This is a genomic window from Klebsiella sp. 1SOBk10mer (assembly GCF_046602535.1).
Lineage (GTDB): Bacteria > Pseudomonadota > Gammaproteobacteria > Enterobacterales > Enterobacteriaceae > Klebsiella > Klebsiella quasipneumoniae.
On the sequence record NZ_JBKIUP010000004.1, the window covers coordinates 1 to 25,203 of the forward strand.

The 25,203-nt window shown below is 58.6% G+C and carries 23 protein-coding genes; 11 read left to right on the forward strand and 12 right to left on the reverse strand.

The genetic code is table 11. The features are described 5' to 3' along the window. Window positions 1-192: 192 nt before the first annotated feature. From ACLH1I_RS12380 to ACLH1I_RS12390, 3 genes are all read right to left on the reverse strand, one after another. Window positions 193-1,071, reverse strand: a complete 879-nt coding sequence (locus ACLH1I_RS12380) for an aldo/keto reductase family oxidoreductase (RefSeq protein ID WP_049092883.1) — start codon at window positions 1,069-1,071, stop codon at window positions 193-195. 120 nt (window positions 1,072-1,191) lie between these two features. Next, entirely contained in the window at window positions 1,192-2,421 is a 1,230-nt protein-coding gene (locus tag ACLH1I_RS12385; protein ID WP_004205392.1) for an amino acid permease, read from the reverse strand. A 123-nt stretch (window positions 2,422-2,544) separates the two neighbouring features. Further along, window positions 2,545-3,006: a multidrug/biocide efflux PACE transporter gene (locus ACLH1I_RS12390; protein WP_004205393.1), complete on the reverse strand. Its 462-nt coding sequence runs from the start codon at window positions 3,004-3,006 to the stop codon at window positions 2,545-2,547. A gap of 102 nt (window positions 3,007-3,108) precedes the next feature. Here ACLH1I_RS12390 and ACLH1I_RS12395 point away from each other — a divergent pair, with 102 nt between their 5' ends. The 3 genes from ACLH1I_RS12395 to ompK26 all read left to right on the forward strand — a co-directional run bounded on the left by ACLH1I_RS12395 (window position 3,109) and on the right by ompK26 (window position 6,219). Further along, window positions 3,109-3,978 (forward strand): LysR family transcriptional regulator, encoded by an 870-nt coding sequence (locus ACLH1I_RS12395; RefSeq protein WP_004205395.1) that lies wholly within the window; start codon window positions 3,109-3,111, stop codon window positions 3,976-3,978. A 118-nt stretch (window positions 3,979-4,096) separates the two neighbouring features. Continuing rightward, on the forward strand, window positions 4,097-5,275 hold the full coding sequence (locus ACLH1I_RS12400; protein ID WP_004205397.1) for an acetyl-CoA C-acetyltransferase: 1,179 nt from the start codon (window positions 4,097-4,099) through the stop codon (window positions 5,273-5,275). Between the two features lie 248 nt (window positions 5,276-5,523). Next, window positions 5,524-6,219 carry a KdgM family porin OmpK26 gene (gene ompK26 / locus ACLH1I_RS12405; protein ID WP_004205398.1) on the forward strand — a complete coding sequence of 232 codons (696 nt, stop codon included), beginning with the start codon at window positions 5,524-5,526 and terminating at the stop codon, window positions 6,217-6,219. A 134-nt stretch (window positions 6,220-6,353) separates the two neighbouring features. Here ompK26 and ACLH1I_RS12410 read toward each other — a convergent pair whose 3' ends face one another. Beyond that, window positions 6,354-7,529 (reverse strand): oligogalacturonate lyase family protein, encoded by a 1,176-nt coding sequence (locus tag ACLH1I_RS12410; RefSeq protein WP_004205399.1) that lies wholly within the window; start codon window positions 7,527-7,529, stop codon window positions 6,354-6,356. 484 nt (window positions 7,530-8,013) lie between these two features. Between ACLH1I_RS12410 and kduD the strand changes: the two genes are divergently transcribed. Further along, window positions 8,014-8,775 (forward strand): 2-dehydro-3-deoxy-D-gluconate 5-dehydrogenase KduD, encoded by a 762-nt coding sequence (gene kduD, locus ACLH1I_RS12415; RefSeq protein ID WP_151629031.1) that lies wholly within the window; start codon window positions 8,014-8,016, stop codon window positions 8,773-8,775. 296 nt (window positions 8,776-9,071) lie between these two features. Next, window positions 9,072-10,493 carry a sugar porter family MFS transporter gene (locus ACLH1I_RS12420; RefSeq protein WP_004205402.1) on the forward strand — a complete coding sequence of 474 codons (1,422 nt, stop codon included), beginning with the start codon at window positions 9,072-9,074 and terminating at the stop codon, window positions 10,491-10,493. On the opposite strand, the gene ACLH1I_RS12425 is transcribed toward ACLH1I_RS12420, so the two are convergent. Then, window positions 10,490-11,485, reverse strand: a complete 996-nt coding sequence (locus tag ACLH1I_RS12425) for a LacI family DNA-binding transcriptional regulator (protein ID WP_198079869.1) — start codon at window positions 11,483-11,485, stop codon at window positions 10,490-10,492. The two genes, ACLH1I_RS12420 and ACLH1I_RS12425, sit on opposite strands and share 4 nt — an antisense overlap. A gap of 94 nt (window positions 11,486-11,579) precedes the next feature. Between ACLH1I_RS12425 and ACLH1I_RS12430 the strand changes: the two genes are divergently transcribed. From ACLH1I_RS12430 to ACLH1I_RS12445, 4 genes are all read left to right on the forward strand, one after another. Then, the gene (locus ACLH1I_RS12430) at window positions 11,580-11,714 is read left to right on the forward strand and encodes a hypothetical protein (protein ID WP_017899252.1); all 135 of its coding nucleotides are present in this window, start codon (window positions 11,580-11,582) and stop codon (window positions 11,712-11,714) included. Between the two features lie 12 nt (window positions 11,715-11,726). After that, window positions 11,727-12,968, forward strand: coding sequence for an MFS transporter (locus ACLH1I_RS12435; RefSeq protein ID WP_004205406.1), 1,242 nt, complete (start codon window positions 11,727-11,729; stop codon window positions 12,966-12,968). Window positions 12,969-12,987: 19 nt separating this feature from the next. Then, window positions 12,988-14,421 (forward strand): glycoside hydrolase family 32 protein, encoded by a 1,434-nt coding sequence (locus ACLH1I_RS12440; protein WP_017899250.1) that lies wholly within the window; start codon window positions 12,988-12,990, stop codon window positions 14,419-14,421. A gap of 121 nt (window positions 14,422-14,542) precedes the next feature. Continuing rightward, the gene (locus tag ACLH1I_RS12445) at window positions 14,543-15,886 is read left to right on the forward strand and encodes a carbohydrate porin (protein ID WP_017899249.1); all 1,344 of its coding nucleotides are present in this window, start codon (window positions 14,543-14,545) and stop codon (window positions 15,884-15,886) included. Window positions 15,887-15,941: 55 nt separating this feature from the next. Here ACLH1I_RS12445 and ACLH1I_RS12450 read toward each other — a convergent pair whose 3' ends face one another. The 5 genes from ACLH1I_RS12450 to ACLH1I_RS12470 all read right to left on the reverse strand — a co-directional run bounded on the left by ACLH1I_RS12450 (window position 15,942) and on the right by ACLH1I_RS12470 (window position 20,948). Continuing rightward, window positions 15,942-17,228, reverse strand: coding sequence for an ABC transporter substrate-binding protein (locus tag ACLH1I_RS12450; RefSeq protein ID WP_004205415.1), 1,287 nt, complete (start codon window positions 17,226-17,228; stop codon window positions 15,942-15,944). Between the two features lie 16 nt (window positions 17,229-17,244). Next, entirely contained in the window at window positions 17,245-18,372 is a 1,128-nt protein-coding gene (locus ACLH1I_RS12455) for an ABC transporter ATP-binding protein (RefSeq protein WP_004205417.1), read from the reverse strand. Window positions 18,373-18,384: 12 nt separating this feature from the next. Beyond that, the gene (locus ACLH1I_RS12460) at window positions 18,385-19,287 is read right to left on the reverse strand and encodes a carbohydrate ABC transporter permease (RefSeq protein ID WP_004205418.1); all 903 of its coding nucleotides are present in this window, start codon (window positions 19,285-19,287) and stop codon (window positions 18,385-18,387) included. After that, window positions 19,280-20,170, reverse strand: coding sequence for a carbohydrate ABC transporter permease (locus tag ACLH1I_RS12465; protein WP_004205419.1), 891 nt, complete (start codon window positions 20,168-20,170; stop codon window positions 19,280-19,282). The genes ACLH1I_RS12460 and ACLH1I_RS12465 overlap by 8 nt, the downstream gene beginning before the upstream one ends. Window positions 20,171-20,621: 451 nt before the next feature. After that, window positions 20,622-20,948 carry a cupin domain-containing protein gene (locus ACLH1I_RS12470; protein WP_004205420.1) on the reverse strand — a complete coding sequence of 109 codons (327 nt, stop codon included), beginning with the start codon at window positions 20,946-20,948 and terminating at the stop codon, window positions 20,622-20,624. Window positions 20,949-21,087: 139 nt separating this feature from the next. Here ACLH1I_RS12470 and ACLH1I_RS12475 point away from each other — a divergent pair, with 139 nt between their 5' ends. After that, a complete protein-coding gene (locus ACLH1I_RS12475) occupies window positions 21,088-21,801 on the forward strand; it encodes an aspartate/glutamate racemase (protein ID WP_004205421.1) in 714 nt (237 codons plus the stop codon). On the opposite strand, the gene ACLH1I_RS12480 is transcribed toward ACLH1I_RS12475, so the two are convergent. Beyond that, window positions 21,767-22,693, reverse strand: a complete 927-nt coding sequence (locus ACLH1I_RS12480) for a LysR family transcriptional regulator (RefSeq protein WP_023319085.1) — start codon at window positions 22,691-22,693, stop codon at window positions 21,767-21,769. The genes ACLH1I_RS12475 and ACLH1I_RS12480 overlap by 35 nt on opposite strands. A 136-nt stretch (window positions 22,694-22,829) precedes the next feature. Here ACLH1I_RS12480 and lysA point away from each other — a divergent pair, with 136 nt between their 5' ends. Beyond that, a complete protein-coding gene (gene lysA / locus ACLH1I_RS12485) occupies window positions 22,830-24,092 on the forward strand; it encodes a diaminopimelate decarboxylase (RefSeq protein ID WP_004205426.1) in 1,263 nt (420 codons plus the stop codon). Here lysA and ACLH1I_RS12490 read toward each other — a convergent pair. Then, window positions 24,085-25,086 (reverse strand): LacI family DNA-binding transcriptional regulator, encoded by a 1,002-nt coding sequence (locus tag ACLH1I_RS12490; RefSeq protein ID WP_004229436.1) that lies wholly within the window; start codon window positions 25,084-25,086, stop codon window positions 24,085-24,087. The two genes, lysA and ACLH1I_RS12490, sit on opposite strands and share 8 nt — an antisense overlap. Window positions 25,087-25,203: the final 117 nt, after the last annotated feature.

Below are 25,203 nucleotides of genomic sequence, written 5' to 3' on the forward strand. Positions count from 1 at the left end.
AGCGCTGAACAAAATGACGAAAGCAGGTATGCCTGAAAGCGTGCGTATTGCCTGAAAACACAACCCGCTACGGGGGAGACTTACCCGAAATCTGATTTATTCAACAAAGCCGATCTATAGTGCCAGCAGTGATGAGGTTTTTCCAGGCAAATATTGAGGAGGGAAGTCGTTCCCTCCTTTCGGCCTGATGGGTCAGGGATGCTTGCGGGTGGCGATATTATCCAGGGTGTGCAGCGCATCCGCCGGCAGAATTAGCCCGGCGGCGGCAATATTTTCCGCCAGGTGCGTCCGGGATGAGGTGCCTGGGATCAGCAGAATATTGGGCGCGCGCTGGAGTAGCCAGGCGAGGGCGACCTGCATCGGCGTCGCCTCAAGCGAGGCCGCGACCTCGTTCAGCTCCTGCGCCTGCAGGGGGGTAAAACCGCCCAACGGGAAGAAGGGAACCCAGGCGATGTGCTGGGCGGCCAGCGCATCCACCAGCGCGTCGTCGGCGCGATGGGCAATGTTATAGAGGTTTTGCACGCAGACGATAGGCGTCATTTTCTGTGCATCCGCCACCTGCTTTGCCGTCACGTTGCTGAGGCCAATATGGCGGATCAATCCTCGCTCCTTCAGCTCCAGCAGGGTGGCGAGCGGCGCCTCCAGCGACCCTTCTACCGGGCCGTGGGGGCTCAGCATACTGCGCAGGTTCACCACCTCCAGCACGTCGAGCCCCAGGTGACGCAAATTGTCCTCGACGGCCTGGGTCAGTTCAGCGGGCGACATGGCCGGCAGCCAGTTGCCTTTCTCGTCACGGCGGGCGCTGACCTTGGTGACAATGCACAGATCGTCGGGGTAGGGGTGGAGCGCTTTGCGGATCAGCTGATTGGTCACATGGGGGCCATAGAAATCCGAGGTATCGATATGGTTTACCCCGGCTTCGACGGCGGCCTGCAGCACGCGCACCGCTTCTTCTGGATCTTTCGGCGGGCCGAAAACGCCGGGGCCGGCCAGCTGCATGGCGCCGTAACCCAACCGATAGACCTGGCGATCGCCGAGCGTGCCGCGACCGGATAAGGTGACACTGGACATAGGAACTCTCCTCACGGTGGCTAAGCCGTAAGTGTAATGCGCTAACAAGGAAGAGAAGGGTGAGAATATTGTCAGAATGTGCGACAGCGGCTCAGGCAAGCCGCTGTCGCCGGAGACGGATTAGCCGAAGAACATCACGGAGACGCAGAGCAGGCCGACCACCAGAGTGATGGCGTTACCCACCGAGCGATACGGCTTCAGCGCCGGGATAAGCCAGGTTGACAGTGTGGGCATGATAAACAGGATCATGGCGATAAGCGGTCCGCTGATGGCGTAGATCATCGAGATCGCATTCGGGTTGATAAAGCACACCGCAAAGGTGAAGGCAGAGACCAGCATGATCGACATCGCGCGGTTGAAGGCGCGGCTCTTGCGCACGCCCATCAGGCCCAGCGAGCTTTTGACGATTTCGCTGGCGCCTTCAATGACCCCGAAGTAGGTGCCGAGAAAGGATTTCGACATGGCGACCACGGCGACAATAATGCCGGTCACCGCCAGCCAGCCCGGCGCGCCCGGCACCATCGACAGGGCGGAGAGGATGGTCACCCCCTGATCGCGGGCGGTCTCAATATAGGTCGCCGGGATGGCCAGCAGGCAGCTGAAGACGAAAAACAGCACGCTGGCGCAGATGATGGTATAGGCCACCTTCATGATTTTTTTGCATTTACCCATGGCCAGGTCGCCGTGCTTCTCCTGCTGGTCGATAGCAAAAGTCGAGATGATCGGCGTATGGCTAAAAGCGAAAACCATCACGGGTATGGAGATCCAGACCTGGTGGAGCGTCTGCGAGCTGAACTGCATCTGGCTGGTGAGATGTTCCGGATGCCAGTCGCGGATTAAATAGAGGGAGAGAAACAGGAAGCAGGCGATAAGCGGGAAGACCAGAAAGCCCATCACCTTGATGGTGATTTGCCGGCCCATGAGAAAGATCAGGTTAAGGACCAGCACGACCCCCAGGCTCAGCAGCGCGCGTAGCGCAGGCGTCATCGGCGTGCGATGTGCCACCTGCTCGGCCAGCGAGTTGGTGATGGCCACGGCGTAGATCAGCACGACCACAAAGAAGGCGAGGAAATAGAGCCCGGTGATCAGGTTGCCAATTTTCTTACCATAGTAGTGATTTACTGCGCCGGTGATCCCGGTTCCCGGCGCGATATTGGCCGAGAGAATAAACTGGCTCAGCGCTTTGTGAGGCCAGTAGGTGAGCGGCCAGGCGACCAGCGCGGTGATGAAAAGGACAATGGCGCCAGCCGAACCCAGCTGGATCGGTAGAAATAGCGTCCCAGCGCCTACTGCAGTGCCATATAAGGCAAAACTCCATAGAGTTTCTTCTTTAGACCAAATTTTAGACATTATGCGACTTTATCAACCGTCAAACCAAAAAAAAGGAGTGCAATTTACCATATTTATGGTTCGTCTGTTGCGATAGTTTTTGGTAATAAAGTGGCAGCGGATCGCGAAGGATCCGCCGCGAGGCTAGCCGCGCGCCGCCTGGCGCGGGCGGCGGCGACGGATCACGCGCTCGCGCAGGGTGTCCCAGACCCAGTTAAACGCCATGGTGTAGGGCAGGAAGAAGAGCATGAAGCCGATCTCCAGCATAAACGCCTGCAGCAGCGATACCCCCAGCACGATGGCCACCATGGTGACGCCGATGATAACAAAGCCGGTCTCGAAGCCGATCGCGTGCAGCGCCCGCACTTTCAGCCGGCGAGGGACGCGGGAGACTGGCCACAGGCGATCGAAAGCCGCGTTATAAATGATGTTCCATACCATCGCCAGGGTGGCGAGCAGAATGCTCAGTCCGCCCATCTCCACCACCGAACGCTGCATCAGCCAGGCGGCGGTGGGGGCGAGGATCAGCGTCGCCAGCCCTTCGAAGGTGATGGCGTGGATAACGCGCTCGGTGAGCGTCTTGCGCTGATGTGGGGTCTGTTGCATGGCGAGCTACCTCCAGTTTTAGCCTGAACAGGAAATTACCCGGCAGTTTATGGAAAAATGTGATAAACAAAAGATAGAAACCATCGATAAAGTAGATACATCATGCGTTATTCACCGGAAGCGTTAACCGCCTTTGTCGAGGCCGTTGACAGCGGGTCGTTCTCCGCCGCCGCCCGTCGCCTGCGCAAAAGCCAGTCGACGATCAGTACCGCTATCGCCAACCTGGAGGCTGACCTCGGGGTGACCCTCTTCGATCGGGCAACGCGGCAGCCGACGCTGACGCCGCAGGGAGAGCAGGTGCTGAGCTATGTCAAAGCGATCCTCGCCGCCAGCGAGCGGCTGGATGAGCTGGCGGTATCGCTGTCCGGCGAGACGGAGCCGCGGCTGACCTTTGTGCTCTCGGACACCCTGCACCCGGACGTGCTGGAAGATCTGCTTGTGCAGTTTGACCGCCGCTTCCCTCATACCGAATTTGAATGTTTGATTGGCGAAGATGAGGACGTGATCGATCTCCTGCAAAAATCCCGCGCCCAGGTGGGACTGATTGAGGCGAGAGAGCGCTACCCGACCGATATCGGCAGCACCCGCCTGCCGCTGCAGACGGCGATGGGCATTTACGTGGCGCCTGACCATCCGCTGGCGGGGCAGGGCAAGGTTGTCTGGGATGAGCTGCGCAGCTGGCGCGAGCTGCGTTTGAGCACCTTTCTGGCCAGCGCGACGGAGCCTGCCGCCGGGCAGGTCTGGTCGGCGCCAAACTACCTGCTGCTGCTCAGCATGGCGGTGCAGGGCTTCGGCTGGTGCATTCTGCCCTGTGCGCTGGTGGCGGAGTTTGCGCCGCAGGGCGGACTGGTGGCGCTCGATATCCCCGGCTGGCCGCGGGCGATTTCGGTGGATCTGCTGTGGAATAAGAAAGCGCCGCCCGGGGCGGCCGGCAGCTGGCTGCGTCAGCATCTGCAGCGGCGTGAGCGTTAACGAATAGCTATTTCTTTGTGATTAGCTTCACTTTTTTTAAACAATTACAAAGTTTTTTGATAACAATTATCTAGTATATCGCTGTTTCTTTGCGCAAAAGCACGGGCAGGGGTAGAGGATGAAGGATGTCGTGATCGTCGGGGCGCTACGTACGCCGATTGGCTGCTTTCAGGGCGCGTTATCGCGCCATTCAGCCGTTGAGCTGGGCAGCGTGGTGGTGAAGGCGCTGGTGGAGAAGACGGGAATCGATCCGCAGAGCGTGGATGAGGTGATCCTCGGCCAGGTGCTGACCGCGGGAACCGGGCAAAATCCGGCCCGTCAGTCTGCTATTCGCGGCGGGTTGCCCAACACCGTATCGGCGATCACCATTAACGACGTCTGCGGTTCTGGCCTGAAAGCCCTGCACCTCGCCACCCAGGCGATCCAGTGCGGGGAGGCGGACGTGGTGATCGCCGGCGGCCAGGAGAACATGAGCCGCGCTCCGCATGTCCTCACCGACAGCCGCACCGGCGCCCAGCTGGGCAACAGCCAGCTGATTGACAGCCTGGTCCATGACGGCCTGTGGGACGCCTTCAACGATTATCATATGGGCGTCACGGCGGAGAACCTCGCCCGGGAATATGGCATCAGCCGCGAACTGCAGGACGCCTGGGCGCTCAGCTCGCAGCAGAAGGCGCGCAAGGCGATTGATTCCGGACGCTTTCGCGATGAGATTGTCCCGGTCGTTACCGAGCATAACGGCGCGGCGCGCACCGTGGATACCGATGAACAACCGCGGGTGGATGCCAGCGCGGAAGGGCTGGCCAGCCTTCAGCCTACCTTCGATCGTCTCGGATCGGTAACCGCCGGCAACGCCTCCAGCATCAATGACGGCGCGGCGGCGGTGATGATGATGAGTGAGGCGAAAGCCGAGGCGCTGGGGCTGCCGATCCTTGCGCGGATCCGCGCCTTCGCCAGTGTCGGCGTCGATCCGGCGCTGATGGGCATCGCGCCGGTGCACGCCACTCGTCGCTGTCTTGAGCGGGCCGGCTGGCGGCTGGACGACGTCGATCTGATCGAAGCCAATGAGGCCTTTGCCGCTCAGGCTATCTCCGTTGGCCGGGTACTGGAGTGGGATGAGCGACGGGTCAACGTTAACGGCGGCGCGATCGCCCTCGGCCACCCCATCGGCGCCTCCGGCTGTCGGATTCTGGTGTCGCTGGTGCATGAAATGATCAAGCGCGATGCGCGTAAAGGGCTGGCGACGCTGTGCATCGGCGGCGGTCAGGGCGTGGCGCTGGCGGTAGAACGCGCGTAGCGCTGCATGTCGATTTCCATGGCCTCCTGCGGGAGGCCTTTTTTATGCGCCGCGCTTTGCCGACCCCTCTTTTTTCTCCCGTATTTCCCTCACCCACCGCCAATTTATTGAGCTCCGTCACGTCTTGTTGTGCCACCTTTTTTGAAACAAATAACTACGATCCTGGTCACTAAAACTAAGGTGCTTAAAAAATAAAATAACGTTTCATAAAAACGAAATGACATTTTATTTATTATAAGGGGTACCCTATGTTGAAACGATCTCTGGTTCTGGCCGCCCTCTGCGGTATGTCTTTTGCGGCAACCGCGGTCACGATAGATTTACGTCATGAATTTATTGATGGCGGCAAGAGCGATAAAAGCAATGCTGACCGCGTCTCGGTGTCCCACCGCTTCGCCAACGGGCTAGGCTTTACCGTAGAGGCCAAATGGCGTTCAGGCGGCGACAACGGTTCGCAACCCTATTCGGACGTGGTGGGCAACGGCCATGAAGACACCATCAGCTGGCGCTGGAAAGCGACATCGAACCTGTTCCTCACCCCCGGGTTTACCATAGAGAGCAACGACAGCCGCTCCATCTACAAGCCGCACCTGCACGTACAATACAGTTTCGACAATGGCTTCTATGTCGCCGCTCGCTATCGCTATGAGTACACCCGCTATCCGAATGATGCCGGCAAAGATGATGACAAGGTGAATCGCGGCGACGCGTGGGCCGGGTTTGCTCTCGGCGACTGGCGCACCGAGCTGAACTATGTCTATGCCCGCAGTTCGGAAGGGGTGAATCGTAACGACAACAAACCCTACTCGCAGGAATATAACGTGAAGGTGGCCTATAAGCTGGATAACAACTGGTCGCCGTATGGTGAAATCGGCAACGTCGGCGTGAATGACCGCAGCGATCGCCAGACCCGTTTCCGCGTCGGGGTGGCTTACTCATTCTGATTTCCATCAGGCCCTCATCGTCTGTTTTCCCCGGCGCCGTCAGCCGGGGTTTTTTATGGGCCAAAGCGGGGGAACAAAAAAAAGCCCTCCGCGAAGGAGGGCAAGGCCAGTTACAGAAAAACGTTCGCCGGGGCTCAGGCGCTCAGCATCGGCGGATGGTCAGGTAATTTCGCGATATAGATGGCCGGCTTGCCGTCTTTATCAGAGCTGAACAGAATGGCGCTGTCGTCCGGCGTAAACGAGGGGTGCGGGTGCGTCACCTGGCGGCTGTTGGCCACCGTCGCCCACGAGGTATCATGGCGCGCGACGCGGAAGTAGCGCTTCTCCGCCACGTTAAAGACGTACAGATAAGGATCGTTATCAATGGAGTAGCCGCCGGTATCTTTGACATCCACCGGCGTGCCTGATCCATCGCCCACCAGCAGCGTACCGTCGAAATTGCTCATCAGATGCGAGCAGGCGGGCATCGTCATCAGGGCCTCGTTGACGCCGCTCTCCGGATCAAAGCGATAGATCGTCCGCCCCTGCTGGCCTTTCAGATAGGAGACGTAGATCAGCGCTGAACCGTCCGGGACCCAGAATTCATGGGTGCAGCTTTCCCCCGGGGCATGCGCTTTGACTTTACGCACGTTGCTGCCATCTTCATTGACCAGCCACATGCGGGCGTCAACCAGATCGTGCGGCCCTTCATGGCAGAAGGCGACGGTATGGTCGTCGAAGGGACGATAGATCGGGTGTCCCAGCCAGATTTTTTCCTCATGGATCACCTGGCTCTCACCGCTGCACAGGTCGACGCGCAGCAGGCGGCAATGCGGTCCTTTGTGGAAGAAGTCATGGAAAATCTGCCAGTCGTTGAGCGGCGTCCAGTCGCTTTTCGCAATCTCAATGCCTACCAGTTTGCTGCAATCGCTGTTTGCCACCCAGGTGCCATAGCCGACCCACGCCTCGCTGACGCGGTAAACTTCACGCTCGGCGAGGGTGGTGAGGTTCACCTCCAGCAGGGTACGGTCATTTTTCACGTAATAGAGTGACTTATCGTCCGGGGAGAGGAAGCCGCCGAAGGTGTTATCCCCGGCGCCTTCCGTCAGCTGGACGGCTTCGGCGCTGGCGATATTCAGCAGATAGTAGTTCCAGTGGCCGTCAAACTCGCCGGCGAACAGTAAATGGCTGCCATCGTTAAAAAAGCACTTCTGATAGAAGTAGTTGCGATGACAGGTGACCTCCGGGGGGGTTAAGCGGGTGACTTCCGCCCCGGTATCCGGATCGCGGCTGACGTGGTAATTCAGTTTGACCCGCATGCCTTTAGCCATGTAGTGCTCCTTTCTTTCCTGCGATGCCGCTGGACCAGAGGCGTGTCGCTGATTGATATGTTTTAAAAGATGGGTGTTAATTTATCAAAACAACGTTTCATTATTTGTGATATCCCACGCAGTTCAGCGTAATTCCTGCATCTTCTGCGGCCTGCTGGCCTCACTTTGGCCGCCTCTCTGGACAACCGGCTGAATCATCATCCTTTTAAAACCGCTTCCTGTCCGGTGCGGGTTGCCGGATCTGTTCGCGTTTTCTTTTTTTGTAATCTCTGTCATAAAAAATGAAACAACGTTTTAAGTATCATTGAAAATGACAGAGTGCGGGGCTAAGATGGCACCCATCAGTAAAACGGAACTCTGTTTTATTTTTTATGATGGGCTCTGCCCGTGAGTTCGCCCTACGCTCAGTCGCGCCGCCGGCGCGAGCCGGGCCGAGAGAACCTTGCCTGCATACAGCAGGCTCTGAACGACTAAGGAACACATTATGATTCTTGATGCATTCTCCCTGCGGGGAAAAGTGGCCGTCGTGAGCGGATGCGATACCGGTTTAGGTCAGGGGATGGCCCTCGGGCTGGCGGAAGCGGGCTGCGATATCGTCGGTATCAATATTGTCGAGCCGGTGGAAACCATCGAGCGGGTGACGGCGCTGGGACGCCGCTTTCTCAGCCTGACTGCCGACCTGCGCCAGATCGACGGTATCCCTCAGCTGCTGGAGCGGGCGGTGGCGGAGTTTGGCCATATTGATATTCTGGTCAACAATGCCGGCCTGATCCGCCGCGAGGACGCGCTGGCGTTCAGCGAAAAGGACTGGGACGACGTGATGAACCTCAACATCAAGAGCGTATTTTTCATGTCCCAGGCGGCGGCGAAGCACTTTATCGCCCAGGGCAGCGGCGGGAAGATCATTAACATCGCCTCGATGCTGTCGTTCCAGGGCGGGATCCGTGTGCCGTCGTATACCGCGTCCAAAAGCGCGGTGATGGGCGTTACCCGCCTGCTGGCCAACGAGTGGGCTAAACACAATATCAATGTCAACGCCATCGCCCCGGGGTATATGGCGACCAATAACACCCAGCAGCTGCGCGCTGACGAGCAGCGCAGTAGCGAAATCCTCGACCGCATTCCCGCCGGGCGCTGGGGCCTGCCGGCCGACCTGATGGGGCCGGTGGTCTTCCTCGCTTCCCCAGCCTCCGATTACATCAATGGCTACACGGTGGCGGTGGACGGCGGCTGGCTGGCGCGCTAACCGACGGTGACGGCCGGCGCGGCACACACCGCTCCGGCCGTCTGAGCAATTATTGTCCATACCGTAAAATGAGGATCGTCCATATTCCATAATGCAGAATTAATGTTACCGCCCTGTATGAACAGGGTTATTAACGATGCGAAACGAATTTTTCGTTACGTTGAAAGTTTAATGTCCATCACAAAACCCATCTTGCCAGCAAAATAGTCCATATCTTTGGCGTATCCAGCCTGACAAACTCCTCCGCCAGTCACGTACTTTCGTCCTATGTCTTTCTCTGTGTGGCAGGAATAAAAATGACTTCAATCAGTAACGACTCTGCATTAACGCCGCGGGCGCAACGTGACACCCGGCGGATGAACTGGTTTGTTTCTATCGCCGCGGCGGTGGCGGGGTTGCTCTTTGGCCTGGATATCGGCGTGATATCCGGGGCGCTGCCCTTTATTACCGACCACTTTACCTTATCCAGCCAGCTTCAGGAGTGGGTGGTCAGCAGCATGATGCTGGGGGCGGCGATAGGCGCGCTGTTTAACGGCTGGCTGTCGTTCCGCCTTGGCCGCAAATACAGCCTGATGGCGGGAGCTGTGCTCTTTGTCGCCGGCTCTATAGGCTCCGCTTTTGCCGCCAGCGTCGAAGTGCTGCTGGTGGCCCGCGTGGTGTTGGGGGTGGCCGTTGGGATCGCCTCTTACACCGCGCCGCTGTACCTCTCCGAAATGGCCAGCGAGAACGTGCGCGGAAAAATGATCAGTATGTATCAGCTGATGGTGACCCTCGGCATTGTGCTGGCGTTTCTTTCCGATACCGCCTTTAGCTACAGCGGTAACTGGCGCGCCATGCTGGGCGTGCTGGCGCTGCCGGCGGTGATCCTGATCGTTCTGGTCGTCTTTCTGCCGAACAGCCCGCGCTGGCTGGCGGAGAAAGGGCGCCATATCGAAGCGGAAGAGGTGCTGCGGATGTTGCGCGATACCTCGGAGAAGGCGCGCGATGAGCTTAACGAGATCCGCGAAAGCCTGAAGCTGAAGCAGGGCGGCTGGGCGTTGTTCAAGGTCAATCGTAACGTACGCCGGGCGGTGTTCCTTGGCATGCTGCTGCAGGCGATGCAGCAGTTCACCGGCATGAACATCATCATGTACTACGCCCCGCGTATTTTCAAAATGGCGGGCTTTACCACTACCGAACAGCAGATGATCGCCACCCTGGTGGTAGGCCTGACCTTTATGTTTGCCACCTTTATCGCAGTGTTCACGGTGGATAAAGCAGGCCGCAAGCCGGCGCTGAAAATCGGCTTCAGCGTGATGGCGCTGGGCACCCTGGTGCTCGGCTACTGCCTGATGCAGTTCGACAATGGCACCGCCTCCAGCGGCCTCTCCTGGCTTTCCGTCGGCATGACCATGATGTGTATTGCCGGGTATGCGATGAGCGCGGCGCCGGTGGTGTGGATCCTCTGCTCTGAGATCCAGCCGCTGAAATGCCGCGACTTCGGCATCACCTGCTCCACCACCACCAACTGGGTGTCGAACATGATCATCGGCGCCACCTTCCTGACGCTGCTTGACGCGATCGGCGCCGCCGGGACCTTCTGGCTCTACACGGTGCTCAACGTGGCCTTTATCGGCGTCACCTTCTGGCTGATCCCGGAGACCAAAAATGTCACCCTCGAACACATTGAGCGCAACCTGATGGCGGGCGAGAAGCTGCGCAATATCGGTAACCGTTAATGCGAGGCGCGCGGCAACCACGGGCTGGCGACCTTGCGCGTCTCCCGATGGTTGTCGCCGTGAATGATATGCAGGGCGCTCAGGCGCCCGATGTCGTAGTGCGGCAGCTGCACCGTGGAGAGCGGCGGCAGAAACAGATCGCCAATGCCCACCATATTGTCGTATCCCACCACCGCCACGTCCTGTGGAATGCGTAACCCCTGGCCCAGCAGCGTCTGATAGACCATAAAGGCGATGCGATCGTTACCGCAGATCACCGAGTCGAAGCCGGGTTTACCCTCGCGGATATGCGCCAGCACCACCGCGGGAATATCGTGGTAATGCTCATCGCCCTGGGCCATATACGAGTGGGTCAGGCTCTCAGGTTCGATGCCCGCCTCCCGGCAGGCGCGCTCCAGCCCCTGGCGGCGGCGGATTGTCGCCAGCTGGCTGGCGGGTAAGTGCAGGCACAGCGGACGACGATAGCCGGCGGCAAGCAGGGCTTTTACCGCGTCGTACTGGCCCTGTTCATCGTCCGGGATATAGCTGGCCGCCGGTTGGCTGAGGCTTTCGCAGTTAGCCAGCACGCAGGGCAGGGTCAGCAGTTTGTCCGGCAGCGGCACCTGACGCAGGCCCATGGTGGTAAAGATGATGCCGTCCGGACGGTGGGAGAGGAGCAGGTCGACCACTGCTTCCGGCCGATCGTCAGAAAACATATTGACCACAAAGCTGTTCCAGCCGTGGGCGCGGGCCGTTTCTTCGATCGACAGGGTGATTTCCACCGAAAAGGGCGTGGTGACGGTATCCAGCGCCAGCACGCCGATGGTGCTGGGGGTGGCCCGCGCCCCGCGGATCTTTTTCGCCGACAGGTCGGGGACGTAGTTGGTTTCGGCGATGGCGGCCTGCACGCGGGCCAGCGTCTCCGGCTTGAGCCGCTCCGGGGTGTTCAGCGCCCGTGAGACGGTCATCAGAGATACATTCGCCAGTTTTGCTACATCTTTCAGGGACGCCATTTTTTCCTCCGCCATTGCTGCAGAGTACAGGCTATACAACTAAGTCGCTGATGTAAAAGCATGAAACGATTTTCTGCTAACGCCGTCGTGAGCGATGTTGCGGTTGATTTTTGATCGCGATCGCATCTTCATTATGTTAACGTTAACTTTTGTGATTAACATCATATATCGCAGCGAATCCCTCTGCGCTTTGTTTTTTGTTAACGTTACCATAATTGCATTCCTCTAACACGAGAATGTCATGATGAAAGCGCATCACTCACACAGCTACCCGTTGCTCAGTGCCTTACTGTTTTTCTTTTTCGTGACCTGGTCGTCATCCGGCTCCTTGCTTTCCATCTGGCTGCACCAGGAGGTGGGGCTGAAGGCCGGCGATACCGGTATCATCTACGCCGTGCTGTCGGTTTCCGCGCTGTTTGCGCAAGTTTGCTATGGCTTTATCCAGGATAAGCTGGGGCTGCGCAAACATCTGCTCTGGTATATCACCGCGCTGCTGATCCTCTCCGGTCCGGCGTATCTGCTGTTCGGCCATCTGCTGAAAATTAACGTCCTGCTGGGCAGCATCTTCGGCGGGATCTACATCGGCTTGACCTTTAACGGCGGCATTGGCGTGCTGGAATCCTATACCGAGCGCGTGGCGCGCCAGAGCCAGTTTGAATTCGGCAGGGCGCGGATGTGGGGCTCGCTGGGCTGGGCGGTGGCCACCTTCTTCGCCGGTCTGCTGTTTAACATCAACCCGCAGCTTAACTTCCTCGTCGCCAGCTGCTCCGGACTGGTGTTTTTTATTCTGCTGGCCCGGCTGCGCGTCTCCTCGGCACCGCATGCGATGCAGGAGGCGGTTTCAGGCGGCAAGGTGACCCTGGAAGATGCGCTGCGCCTGCTGACGCTGCCGCGCTTCTGGGCGCTGGTCTTCTTCGTCATCGGCACCTGCATCTACGGCGTCTATGACCAGCAGTTCCCGGTCTATTTCTCATCGCAGTTCGCGACCCTGCAGGAAGGCAATGAGATGTATGGCTACCTTAACTCCTTCCAGGTGTTCCTCGAGGCGGCCGGCATGTTCTGCGCGCCGTGGCTGGTGAACCGCATCGGGGCCAAAAACGGTCTGATTTTCGCCGGCATGGTGATGGCGATGCGCATGGTGGCCTCCGGCCTGGTGGAGGGGCCGCTGCTGATCTCCATCACCAAACTGCTGCACGCGGTGGAGCTGCCGATACTGCTGGTGGCTATCTTTAAGTACAACAGCATCAACTTCGATAAACGCCTCTCCTCCACCCTCTATCTGGTGGGCTTCGCCTGCACCAGCTCGATTATCGCCAGCGTATTGTCGCCGCTGGCGGGCTACAGCTATGAAAAATATGGCTTCGCCCAGTCCTATCTGATCATGGGCCTGCTGGTGTTCTGCACCACCTTTATTTCCATCTTCTTGTTGCGCTCCGGCAAATCCTCCGCCGATCCGCTGATGTCGCAACCTACCGCTATCTGAATCAAAAAGAGTGAAAACGATGACTTACACAATCTCCAGGGCTGAACAGGTACTCCAGACACAACGCCAGGCGCTCAATCTGCGCTGGTATCCGCACTATCACCTGGCGGCCCGCGCCGGGTGGATCAACGACCCAAACGGTCTGGTGTGGTTCGACGGCTGGTACCATGCTTTTTATCAACATCACCCGTACTCCACCCAGTGGGGGCCGATGCACTGGGGGCATGCACGGAGCAAGGATCTGGTGCACTGGGAGCATCTGCCGGTGGCCCTGGCGCCGGAGGGGCCGGAGGATAAAGACGGCTGCTTCTCCGGCTCGGCGGTGGTCGATGGCGATACCCTGGCGCTGATTTACACCGGGCATAAATTCCACGGCGACCCTGGCGACGAAGCCAATCTGTATCAGGTACAGTGCCTGGCCACCAGCCGGGACGGGATCCACTTCGAGCGCCAGGGGATGGTGGTCGACACTCCGCCGGGCATGCACCATTTCCGCGATCCGAAGGTCTGGCGGGAGGGAGACAGCTGGTACATGATCGTCGGCGCGCGCGAAGGCGACACCGGTCAGGTACGGCTGTACCGTTCAGCCGATCTGCGCCAGTGGCAGGACGCGGGGGTGCTGGATGAAGCGGAAAGCACCATGGGCTATATGTGGGAGTGCCCGGACTTCTTCACCCTCAGCGGCAAACGCGTCCTGATGTTTTCCCCGCAGGGGATGCAGGCCGAGGGGTTCCGCAACCGTAACCTGTTCCAGAGCGGCTATCTGATCGGCGAGTGGCAGCCGGGGCAGCGATTCGTCCGTCACGGCGAGTTCACGGAGATGGATCACGGCCACGATTTCTATGCGCCGCAAAGCTTCGCCACCCCCGATGGCCGGCGGATCGTGATTGGCTGGCTGGATATGTGGGAATCGCCGCTGCCGGAGCAGCAGGACGGCTGGGCGGGCATGCTCTCCCTGCCGCGCGAGCTGAGCCTGAGCGCGGATAACCGCCTGCAGATGCGCCCGGCGAAAGAAGTGGAGAGCCTGCGCGGCGCCTGGTTCCCGTGGCCGGTAAGCACCCTGAACAATCAGCAGACCACTATGGTCGACAACTGCGAGGCGATGGAGGTCAACCTGCGCTGGAACTGCGCCAGCAGCAGCGCCGAGCAGTATGGTCTGCGCTTTGGCGATGGCCTGCGCCTCTACGTGGATGCCCAACAGCAGCGTCTGGTGCTGGAGCGGCATTATCCGCAGTATGGCCTGTGCGGGACGCGCAGCGTACCGTTGACCGCCGGGGCGGATCTCAATCTGCGGATATTTTTCGATAGCTCTTCGGTGGAGGTTTTTGTCAATGACGGCGAGGCCTGCCTGAGCAGCCGTATCTACCCGCAGGCTCCCCGCCGTGAATTAGCGTTATTTGCCTGGAGCGGTTCGGCGGCATTAACCGAAGCCGGAGCCTGGCAGCTCGAATAATAAAAAGGCTGTTGTCGTTAATAACCCGTCTTTGACGATGGGCGGGTTATTATTGCCTGTATCGTCGTGCATTACCCATTAATAAAAAATTCAGTTCATTCCATAATAAAAGGGTTTACCGATGAATAAAATCTGGGTCGGGTGTTTTCTCACGTCTTTGTATCTGCCACAGGCGATGGCGCAGGCGCCGTTATCGCTGGAAGAGCGGCTGGCGCAAATGGAGCAGCGGCTGAAGGCGACGGAGGCGCGCGCCGCCAGCGCAGAGGCGGAGATTAAGACGCTGAAAGGCCAGCAGCAGGCCACGACGGTCGCCCGCGCGGCGCCGGCTACGCCGCGCCTGCAGCTGAACGACAATGGCGAATTAAAATTTTATGGCGACGTCGAATTTAATCTTGATGGCGCCAGCCGCACCGGTAGCCTAACGTCGGTCAAAACCAGCGCGAATAAAAGTTGGGCGCCCGGCGAGAAAGAGCGCTGGGATATTAACGGCCGTATTCTGCTGGGTTTTGATGGCAGACGTAATGGCGACGACGGGAAATATGCCGGATTCAGCGTGCAGCCGCTGGCGGATATGGATGGCAAAATGAATCTCGACGATGCGGTATTTTTCTTTGGTCAGCAGGATGACTGGAAAATAAAAATAGGCCGCTTTGAAGCCTGGGATATGTTCCCCCTGAATCAGGATACCTTTATTGAATATTCAGGAAATACCGCCAACGACCTTTATTCCGACGGCTATGGCTATATTTACATGATGAAAGAGGGGCGCGGGCGCAGCAGCAGCGGCGGCAACCTCCTGTTCAGCAAAACCGTAGATAACTGGTATTTCGAGGTCAATACCCTGGTGGAGGACGGCAGTTCGCTGTTTGTCGATCAGAACTATCACGGTAATGCGCTGGAAAACCGCAAAAACGTAGTGTACGTGCGGCCGGTGGCGGTGTGGCAGTCCGGCGCCTGGTCGGCGGCGGCAGCGATAGAGAGCAACCTCGTCAACAACGCCTACGGCTATCAGAATCAGAGCGGGCGCTGGGTCGACCAGTCAAACCGCACCGGCTACGGGATGACCATGAGCTGGAACACCCTGAAAAGCGATCCGCACGATGGGGCGGTGGTCAATCTGAGTACTGCCCTGCTGGACGCGGCGGATGAAACCGACTTCAGCGCCGGAATCAATGCCCTGTGGCATCGCGTGGAGCTGGGCTATATCTACGCGCATAACAAAATCGATCAGTTCAACATGGCCGGGGTGAATGGCGAGTGCGATGGCGACTGCGCAATCCTCCCGCCGGGGCGCTATGACATCCATACCGTGCATACATCCTGGCAGTTGCCGAATATTATGGCGATGCCGAACTTCAATATTTACCTTGGCGCCTACGCCTCGTGGCTCGATTCCACGGCGGCGAAGAGCGGGAATCCCGACGAACGCTATGGTGCCCGGGTGCGCTTTAAATATTTCTTCTGACAAGATGCTCAGGCAGGCTCTCCCGCGGCGGACGCCGCGGGAGAGTTCAGGCAGGTTAACGCATCGCGCGGCGCAGAATGCGGTCGGTCTGGCGCTGGAAGTCCTCGGCCGCTTCTTCCACCGACTTTTTACCGTAGTCGATGTACTGCAGGGTGGTGCCGAACTGGGCGACGATCTGTGGGTCGTCGAAGTACGGCGAGACCGGCAGGGTGGTGGGCAGGGATTGCGCCAGCTTCAGGCCGGACACCGCCGGATCGTCGGCTTTGATGATCCCGTCCTCGGTCAGGTAGGTGACCGCCGCTTTGCTCAGCGGCACGCCACGCTCCAGACCCAGAATATCCACCCCTTCTTTACTGTTCAGCAGGAAGTTAATCAATTTCGCCGCCGCCTGCGGGTTTTTCGTCGATTTGCCAATGGACAGCATCTGCGCAGGCTTGAAGAACAGTCCGGCATCGGTGGCGCCGGGGAGCATCGGGTATTCCCCCAGCACCAGCTTCGCCGGCGGCTTCAGATTGTCGGAATATTTATTGATGGTGGAGTTCCACATGTAGGTCCCGCCCCATTCACCCTGGATCCACGGCTTCATCTCGTACATGTTGCTCTTGCCGAACGAGGCATAGTAGCGGGTGTCCGGCATCACATGGCTGTCGATAAGCTTCTTATACATGCCGAAGAAGTCCGCCCACTGCGCTTTGCTGTAGGAGAATTTGCGGCCCTTCTCATCGATGGCCGGCTGGTTGTATTTTTGCACCATGTAAGAGTTGAGCAGGGCCAGCACGTCCTGGTGCTCAAGCACCACCGGGTAGTACTGTTTCCCGAGTTTGCTTTCGAAAGTTTTTCCCGCCGCCAGCAGTTCATCCCAGGTTTTCGGGAAGGGGATGCCCGCCTTTTTCCACGCTTCGTCGTTAAAGTAGAAAACGCGGGCGGTGACCGACACCGGGATGCCGTTGAGCTTGCCGTTGACCGTGGTGGACTGCAGCTCTTTGGCGTCAAACTGGCTGAGATCGATCTCGTCTTTCAGGGTATTGAGATCGTAAAAGCCATCGCCATTTTTCGAAAAGATCGGCAGCCAGTTCCAGTTGGTCTGCATCACGTCAGGCTCGGTGCCGCCGGCTATCTGGGTGGTCAGGCGCGAAAGATGGCCGTCCCAACCGGTATATTCCGCTTTGACATTGATATCAGGATATTGCTGGTGAAAAGCCTCCAGCGCCTTGAGGGTCACCTGATGGCGGCCATTGCCCCCCCACCAGGACATGCGCAGGTCGACATCCTGCGCCAGCGAGGAGAAGGCGCTAAGGCCCAGGGTGGCGGAGAGGGTGGCGCTTATCAGCACGTTTTTCATTGTTATGCTCCAGGGTTCACAGAGAGAGGTTCTGTTCGGTTTTGGCGTCAAAGATGTGACACTTGTTAAGATCAAAGGTGAAATAGACTTTTCGATTCAGTCCCTTAGCAATCATCGGCTTCGCATCGTCCGACGGCACGCGAGCGGTCAGCTCGTAGCCCGCGACCTGCAGATAGACAAAGAACTCATGGCCCATGTTTTCCACCCGCACCATCTCGCCCATGCAGCTGCCTTCGGCGAACGGTGCGTCGGAGAGCGACACGAATTCCGGGCGGACCCCGTAGAACACCTCCTGATGCTGATAGGCGCCGACTTTCTCCGCCAGACGGTCGTTCAACGGCAGGCGCTGGTCGCCAAGGGTCAGGCACAGGCGGCCGTCGTGCTCAACCAGCTGGCTGGGGCGAATATTCATCTCCGGCGCGCCGATAAAGCCGGCGACAAACATATTTTTCGGCTGGTGGTAAAGGTTGTCCGGGGTATCGACCTGCATAATGTGGCCGAGCTTCATCACGCAGATGCGGTCGCCCATGGTCATCGCTTCCGTCTGATCGTGGGTAACGTAGACGGTGGTCGCCGGTTTACCGGATTTTTTCAACTGCTTATGCAGATCGGAAATGCGGATGCGCATCGAGGCGCGCAGCTTGGCGTCCAGGTTGGAGAGCGGCTCGTCGAACAGGAAGACGTCCGGTTTTTTGACGATCGCCCGGCCCACCGCCACGCGCTGCGCCTGGCCGCCGGAGAGCTGGCGCGGCAGACGTTCCAGCAGCTCCTCCAGTTCGAGGATTTTCGCCGCTTCCTCCACCTGCCGATCAATCTGCGCCTTGGGCAGCTTGCTCAGCTTCAGGCCGAAGGCGAGGTTTTCCCGCACCGTCATATGCGGATAGAGAGCGTAGTTCTGGAACACCATCGCAATACCACGGGATTTAGGCGCCAGGTTGTTGACGATCTTGTCGCCGATCCGCACCTCGCCGCCGCTGATGGTCTCCAGACCCGCCAGCATGCGCAGGGTGGTCGATTTGGCGCAGCCGGAAGGGCCGACGATCACCATAAATTCGCCATCGGCAATCTTCAGGTCGATACCATGCACCGCTTTAAACCCGTTGGAGTAAACTTTTTCCAGTTTGTTGAAAATCACTTCAGCCATGATATTTCCCTCTTAACCTTTGATTCCGCTGCTGGTCACGCCCTGCACGAAGTAGCGTTGAGCCAGGAAGAAGACGATGATGGACGGCAGAATGGAGATGCTCGCCATTGCCAGAATTTCGTTCCACGGCGCGCCTTCCGTGACGTCGATAGACATTTTTAGCGCCAGCGCGATGGGATACTTATCGACGCTGTAGACGTAGATCAGCGGACCGATAAAGTCGTTCATCGACCACATGAACTGGAACAGCGCCACCGAGATAATGGCCGGCTTGAGGATCGGCACCACCACATACCACAGCACCTGGATGGAGTTGCAGCCGTCGATCTGCGCCGCCTCTTCCATATCCCGCGGGACGCCGCGCAGAAACTGGATCAGCATAAAGACAAAGAATCCCTGGGTGGCGAAGGCCAGCGGCAGATACAGCGGCAGATAGCTGTTCAGCATTCCCATTTCACGGAACATCAGGTACTGCGGGATCAGCAGGACGGTGCTCGGCAGCAGCATGGTGGTGATGAGCGTCGCGAACCAGAACTTCTTCCACGGGATCTCAAAGCGCGCGAAGCCGTACGCCACGATGGTGGAGGAGATGATGGTTAACACCACCTTCGGGATCACATACTTAAAGGTGTTCAGCATATAGTGGCCGAAATGGTATTCGGTGCCGGTCTTCCAGCCGTTGATAAACCCGTCCCAGGTGGCGTGGGTCGGCCACAGCCCGAGGGTGGTGAAGATCTCATGGTTCGGCTTGAACGAGGCGGAGAACATCCACGCCAGCGGGTAGAGCATCAGCAGGCCGACGAATATCAGCACGACGTAGCGCACCACCCGGCTCACTTTTTCCCGGCGCAGCGTACGGGCGACCTCACGATCGGCGTCGCTCATCACCGGCGCCATCTGTTGAATATCAGCCATTTTTGCCTCCCTTATCGGCGGAGTAGAAGACCCAGTATTTCGATGACTTAAAGGCGATCGACGCAAAGACCGCCACGACGAGGAACAGCACCCACGCCAGCGCGGCGCCATAGCCCATGTCGAAGTACTTAAAGGCGGTATCGTAGATGTAGAGCGAGAACAGGTAGGTGTAATAGGTCGGGCCGCCGCCGGTTATCACGTACGGGCCGGTAAACTCCTGGAACGCCTGGGTAGTCTGCATAATAAAGTTGAAGAAAATCACCGGGGTGATCAGCGGCACGGTGACCTTCATAAACATCTGCCACTTCGAGGCGCCGTCGATCATTGCCGCCTCATACTGCGACTGCGGGACGTTCTGCAGGGCGGCGAGGAAGATGACCATCGCGGAGCCAAACTGCCAGACGCGCAGCAGGGTGACCGACATTAAAGCCAGCGAGGGTTCCCCCAGCCAGTTGACGGCATCGATGCCAAAGACGGCGAGAAAGCTGTTCAGCAGGCCGTCAATGGCGAACAGGGCGCGCCACAGCACGGCAATCGCCACCGAGCTGCCGAGGATCGACGGGATGTAGTAGGCGGTTCGGAAAAAGCCGATGCCGCGAAGTTTGAAATTGAGCACAAAGGCAATGCCGAGGGCGAAAGCCAGTTTTAAGGGGATGGTTAAAAAGACGTAGGCAAAGGTCACCCCCATCGATTTCCAGAACAGGCTATCCTCGGTCAACATATAGCGATAGTTTTCAATGCCGTTAAATACCGGCGGACTCATCAAGTCGTACTCAGTAAAACTGAGAAAGAAAGATGAAACAAAAGGAAAAGCAGTAAAGACAATCAGCCCGATGATATAGGGCGATATCCATGCCAATCCCAGCAGCTTGTTTTCATTCATACATACCTACCTGGCTTACGAGTTGTAATACGGATCGGGTGACGCGGCGCTGTCGGCCTTTTGCCGCGACCAACGCAAAAAGTCTGAACGTTTCCTCTGGTTAACATATCCTTGTTAATGAATGGCTTAAGTTTTATCTGGCCCAGCGGGGAGGGGCCGTCAGGTTCTTTTTCATGCTGATCTTTTTTTATAAAACACCGTTTTAATTTCATTTTATTGCGATTTATTTCCGCGTCATGCAGATCTGGATGGAAATGTGATCAAAGTCGAAACGATGTTTCAAAAAGGTGAGGTGGTAAGCACTTTAAGGATCTGAGGGAGCTTGAAAACAAGGAATAATCAGTCTGAACTGAGCGGGAAATATTATTACCAGGATAATGATTGGGGCGGCATCTTTTTTAGCGCGTGCTGTGAAACCTGGATCGGGGGCGGCGATCGCCCCCGTCTTTCATCAGCGTGCGAGAAAATCTTCGCGGATCGGGGTAAAGGTGTCGAGCAGCGTGCCGGGCTGCAGACAGACGCAGCCGTGCATGATCCCCGGCTGCTTATACAGCGTATCGCCAGCGCTGACGACGCGCGTCTCCTCGCCGATAGTGAACTCGAACTCGCCCGAGAGCACATAGGTGAGCTGTTCGTGAGGATGGTTATGCATCGGGCCGACGGCGCCGGCGGCAAAATTCACCTCGACGGCCATCATTTTGCCGTCGTGCGCCAGAATGCGGCGGGTTACGCCATTGCCGAGGTCTTCAAGGGTGGTGTCTTTATGGAAAATAAACATCGGGCGATCCTGTTGTTAAAATGAAACGTTGTTTCACTTAACTTATCCCACTCTTCATGAAAAAGAAATACGCGGCCAGAGAAGTGGAAAGTTGATCACAAGTTTGTTTCACTGGCAGAAACGACATAAGGAGCAGAAGATGAAAACCATTGGCCTGTTAGGCGGCATGAGCTGGGAGTCAACGATCCCTTACTATCGCCTGATTAATGAAGGCGTGAAGGCGCGACTGGGCGGGCTGCACTCCGCCAGCCTGGTGCTGCACAGCGTCGATTTTCACGACATCGAAGCCTGTCAGTCCGCCGGCGACTGGGATCGCGCCGGGGCGATCCTTGCCGAAGCCGCGGTCGGGCTCCAGCAGGCGGGCGCCGAGGGCATTGTCCTGTGCACCAACACCATGCACAAGGTAGCGGATGCCATCGCCGCCCGCTGCCAGGTTCCCTTTCTGCATATCGCCGACGCCACCGGGCGGGCGATTGCCGCCAAAGGCCAGCGGCGGGTCGCGCTGCTGGGCACTCGCTATACCATGGAGCAGACCTTTTATCGCGGTCGTCTGCAGGAGCAGTTTGCCATCGAGACGCTGATCCCCGAGGCCGACGATCGGGCGCGGATCAATCAGATCATCTTCGACGAGCTCTGTCTCGGCACCTTCAGCGAGGCATCGCGGGACTATTATCTGCAGACGATCGCCGCCCTGGCGGAGCAGGGAGCGGAAGGGGTTATTTTCGGCTGTACAGAGATAGGCCTGCTGGTGCCTGCCGAGCTCAGCCCGCTGCCGGTCTTTGACACCGCGGCGATCCATGCGGAAGATGCGGTCAACTTTATGCTCTCTGCAGGACCGACGCCAGCGGCGTGAGGATCTGCGGCAGACTCTGCTGCAGGTGCGTCACGAAGGCATCGACCAGCGCCGAGCGCGGGCGATGGAGCGGGCGGATCAGGCTGACGGTAAACGGTACCTCAACGCTGAAGCGGCGCACCACCACGCCGCTATCGGCATAGTCCAGGGCGGTCAGCGGGTTAACCACCGAGATCCCGGCGCCGGCGCGCACCATGGCGCAGATCGAGGCCGCGCTGTGGGTTTCGACCACCATCCGCCGTTTAACCTGATGCTCAAGGAACAGGGCGTCGAGCAGCTGGCGATAGCTGTCGGTGCGCGACAGGCTGATGTAGTTTTCGCCCTGAAAATCGGCGGGGGTCAGCGTCGTCTGCGCCGCCAGCGGATGGCCGGCAGGCAGCACGCAGACTTCATTCAGCGTCAGCAGCGGGGTGCGTTCGGTGCCCGCCGGGGTATGCAGGGTCTCCGTCAGGCCAAGGTCATGGCGCTGGGCGGAGAGCCACTCCTCCAGCAGCGGCGACTCCTGAGGGACGATCTGCAGGCTGACCTCCGGGTAGCGGGCGAGAAACGGCGGCAACAGCAGCGGCAGAAAGGACTGGGAAAACACCGGCAGGCAGGCGATCGACAGCTCGCCCTGGCGAAACTCGCGCAGGCTCTCGGCGGCGCTGACGATGCGGTCCAGGCCGTACCAGGAACGCTGAACCTCCTCAAACAGGCGCAGGCCCTGCACGGTTGGCTGCAGGCGACCGCGGGTCCGCTCAAACAGCCGCAGGCCGAGCACCTTCTCAAAGCGCGCCAGCTCGCGGCTGACGGTGGGTTGCGAGGTGTGCAGCATCCTCGCGGCTTCGGTCAGGTTGCCGGTGGTCATCACCGCGTGAAAGATTTCGATATGGCGCAAATTGACGGCTGGCATGCGGTCTCCCTGAGGCTCGGCTGTAACCATATCATTTTTGCATAGAGTCGCGATAAAACGATATTTTTTATTGGTCAGGCACTGTGGCGTAATCAGAAAAAACAGCGACCAACACACGCACTGCACCGGAGTTTTTATGCCACATTCGCTTTACGCCACTGATACCGATCTAACCGCGGACAACCTGCTGCGCCTGCCGGCGGAATTTGGCTGCCCGGTCTGGGTCTATGATGCGCAGATTATTCGCCGCCAGATTGCCCAGCTCAGCCAGTTTGACGTGGTGCGTTTTGCGCAAAAAGCCTGCTCTAACATCCATATTCTGCGTCTGATGCGTGAGCAGGGGGTGAAGGTGGACTCGGTGTCGCTGGGGGAGATCGAGCGTGCGCTGGCGGCAGGCTACGATCCGCAGCAGAATCCAGAGGATATTGTCTTCACCGCCGATCTGATCGACGACGCCACCCTCGATCGCGTCAAGGCGTTACAGATCCCGGTGAACGCCGGTTCGATCGACATGCTAAGCCAGCTGGGGGAGGTGTCGCCGGGCCATCGCGTCTGGCTACGCGTCAACCCGGGCTTTGGCCACGGCCACAGCCAGAAAACCAATACCGGCGGTGAGAACAGCAAGCATGGCATCTGGTACAGCCATCTGCCGGCGGCGCTGGAAGTGATGCGTCGTTATCAGCTGCAGCTGGTGGGGATCCATATGCATATCGGCTCTGGCGTCGACTACGGTCACCTGGAGCAGGTGTGCGGCGCGATGGTGCGCCAGGTTGTCGACTTTGGCCAGGATCTGCAGGCCATCTCCGCCGGCGGCGGCCTGTCTATTCCTTACCGCGAGGGTGAAGAGGCCATCGACACCGCCCACTATTACGGCCTGTGGAACCGCGCCCGGGAGCAGATCGCCACCCATCTGGGGCACCCGGTGAAACTGGAGATTGAACCCGGACGCTTCCTGGTGGCCGAGTCCGGCGTGCTGGTGTCGCAGGTGCGCAGCGTGAAAGAGATGGGCAGCCGCCACTTCGTGCTGATTGACGCCGGCTTTAACGACCTGATGCGCCCGGCGATGTACGGCAGCTATCACCATATCACCGCTCTGGCGGCGGATGGGCGCGATCTCAGCGCCGCGCCGCAGGTGGAGACCGTGGTGGCCGGGCCGCTGTGCGAGTCCGGAGACGTCTTTACCCAGCAGGAAGGGGGTAAAGTCGAGACCCGTCTGCTGCCTGCGGTGGCCCCAGGGGATTATCTGGTGCTCCATGACACGGGCGCCTACGGGGCCTCGATGTCATCCAACTATAACAGCCGTCCGCTGCTGCCAGAGGTGCTGTTTGATGGCGGCAAGGCGCGGCTGATCCGTCGTCGCCAGACCATCCAGGAGCTGCTGGCCTTAGAGCTTATTTAAAAAAAGGTCCCGTCGTTACCGACTCGCGCAACACCAGCGTGCCGGTGAACGGCGGGATCGTTTCGATCGGCTGCTGATTAGCAAGCTTGATCGCCTGATCGATAGCCGTGGTGATCATGTTGTCGATGGGCAGATAGACCGTCGACAGCCCCGGCTCCAGCCATTTCGCGCTTGGCGCATCGTCGAAGCCAAACAGCGACACATCCTGCGGAATACGCAGCCCCGCCTGATGCAGCGCCTTTGAGGCCCCCAGCGCCATATCATCGTTACAGGAAAACAGCGCGCTGAAGCGGGCTTTCTCGTCCAGCAGTTCCCGGCACAGCTCGTAGCCGCGGGTCATCGTCGAGTCCCCGTATTTCACCCGGCTCGGATCCCATTCAATACCATGTTTTATCAGCGCGTTGCGATAGCCCTGCAGGCGCGCCTGGCCGGTGGGGGTGTGCATCGGGACGGTGATGCAGGCGATATCGCGGTGGCCCTGGGTAATCAGATACTCCACGGCCTGGAAGGCGGCTTCCTGCTGTTCGAAAAACACGCAGCGTTCGCGGGCCTGCGCCACATCACGGTTAATCACCACCAGCGGCATGGCGATCGAGTTAATCAGCGACATGATCGCCTTCTCGCTCATATGCCGGGTATAGAGGATGATCGCATCGCACTGCCGGTCGGCGAGCATCTGCACCGCTTCCTCTTCGCGCTCCGGCGTATCATGGCCGTCGGTGACGATAAGCTGTTTTCCCCAGGCTTCTGTCTGGCGTGACGCCTGCTGCAGCAGACGGCCAAAGTAGAAGCCGTCAAAGGTGGAGACAACCAGCCCGATACTGTTGCTGGTCTGATTGGCCAGCGAGCGGGCAAGGAAATTCGGCCGGTAGCCCAGCTCTTCCATCGCTTTAAAGACCTGTTGGCGGGTGCTCTCTTTCACCTGACCTGTGCCGTTCAACACGCGGGAAACCGTCGCTTTCGAGACGCCTGCGCGAATTGAGACATCCAGCATTGTAGCCATTCATCGATTCCTGATTTCACGTGGTAAGGCGCAGTTTATCACAGACCGAAAAGGGACATATCGACGGGGCGGGGCGGAAAAACCATCGCGATCACGCTTTTAGCAGGA